This is a genomic window from Promicromonospora kroppenstedtii DSM 19349 (genome assembly GCF_000515355.1).
Lineage (GTDB): Bacteria > Actinomycetota > Actinomycetes > Actinomycetales > Cellulomonadaceae > Promicromonospora > Promicromonospora kroppenstedtii.
In genome coordinates, this window is record NZ_KI911571.1 from 6,164 (window position 1) to 7,936 (window position 1,773).

Below are 1,773 nucleotides of genomic sequence, written 5' to 3' on the forward strand. Positions count from 1 at the left end.
CGTCGGGCCGCAGCGCCGCCAGCGGGCTCACCCGGACCACGCGCCGGGTCGGCAGCCACGACGCGAGCAGCGTCACCACCAGGCCCACGGCGAACCCGCCCAGCAGCCACCAGACCGGCAGCCGGTCGGGAGCACCCAGAGGGCTGTTCCGGGCGACCGCCCCGGCCAGCGCGATCAGGCCGTAGCCGAGCCCGATCCCGGCGCCGACCCCGCCCAGCGAGGCGAGCACGCCGACGACGACGGCCTCCCGGCGCACCGATCCCAGGACCTGCCGCCGCGTGGCGCCCACGCAGCGCAGCAGAGCGAAGTCACGCACGCGCTGGGCGAAGAGGATCGCGAACGTGTTGGTGATGACCAGGACCGAGACGATCCCGGCGATCCCGGCGAACACCAGCAGGAGCAGCGCCATGGTGTTCACGTTGTTGGTGTGCTGGGCCATGCTCGTGGCGACGAGTTCCTGGGGCGTGAGCGCGACCGCGCCGTCGGGCAGCCGGCCGGGGTCGCCGACGACCACCGCCCGGTCCAGCAGCAGCGTGTCGTCGTCGCGCCAGTGCAGCAGCTGGTCGAACGTGATGTACACCGAGGCCTGGCCCAGGTTGGCCGACGCCGCGCCGATCCCGACCACCCGCAGGTCGACCGCGTCGCCGCCCGCGCCGAGCGTGACCGTGTCGCCGACGGCGATCGCCATCTCCTGCGCGGTCCAGGCGTCCACCACGGCCTCCCCCTCGCGCTCGGGGAAGCGGCCCGAGTCCAGGGTCTGCCAGCGCAGCCGCGGCAGGTCGGCGATCGACCCGACGAACTTGCCGGCGGCCTGCTCGTCGCCCGCCCGCAGCGGCAGGGTGGCGCTGCCGAGCACCGCCACCTCGTCCCCGTGCTGGGCGGCGTAGGTGATGGCGTTCTGCGTGCCCAGGTTGGTGACGACGTGATCGGCGCCGGCGAACGGGGCGCCCGCGCCCGCCATGATGCGGTTCTGGGCCCCCGTCGTGAGCACGCCGACGGCCACCACGAACCCGACCGCGACGACGACGGCGGTCCCCGCCGCGACGTACCGCCGCAGGTGCCGCCGCAACGAGGCGAGAAGGACGGTACGCATCAGGCGATCAGCCCGTCCTGCACGGTGACGACGTCGTCGGCGTACGCCGCGGCATCCGGCTCGTGCGTGACCATGACGACCGTCTGACCGAGCTCGCCGGCCGACCGCCGCAGGTGGTCCAGCACCTCCGCCGACGTGGTGCTGTCCAGGTTTCCCGTGGGCTCGTCGGCGAACAGCAGGCTCGGGGAGGTGATCAGGGCGCGCGCGATCGCGATCCGCTGCTGCTGCCCGCCGGACAGCTCCGCCGGGAGGTGGTCCAGCCGGTCCGCGACGCCCAGCGATTCCGCCAGCTCGTGCGCGCGCTCGCGGGCGGCGTCGTCGAGCCGGGGGTCGCCCAGCTCCAGGGGGAGGAGGATGTTCTGCCGTGCCGTGAGCATCGGCAACAGGTTGAACGACTGGAACACGAACCCGATGTGCTCCCGGCGGAAGACCGTCAGGGCGTCGTCGCCGAGGGAGCCGAGGTCCGTGCCGTCGACGACGACCGTCCCGCCGCTCGGCTGGTCGAGCCCCGCCAGGCAGTGCATCAGCGTGGACTTGCCCGACCCGCTCGGTCCCATGATCGCCGTGAACCGGCCGCCCGGGACGTCGAGGTCGACGCCGCGCAGGGCGTGCACCTGGGCCGCGCCACGGCCGTACGTCTTGGTCAGGCCGCGGGCGCTCGCGGCCGGGGGCCGGCCGCC

At 74.3% G+C, this 1,773-nt stretch carries 2 protein-coding genes; both read right to left on the reverse strand.

What is annotated here, in order from left to right; genetic code table 11:
• The coding region (locus PROKR_RS00980) for an ABC transporter permease (RefSeq protein WP_036958928.1) at nt 1–1,093 on the reverse strand (1,093 nt) is incomplete at its 3' end.
• Nucleotides 1,093–1,773: ABC transporter ATP-binding protein (locus PROKR_RS00985; protein WP_036958929.1), on the reverse strand; the 681-nt coding region annotated here is incomplete at its 5' end. The genes PROKR_RS00980 and PROKR_RS00985, both read right to left, overlap by 1 nt.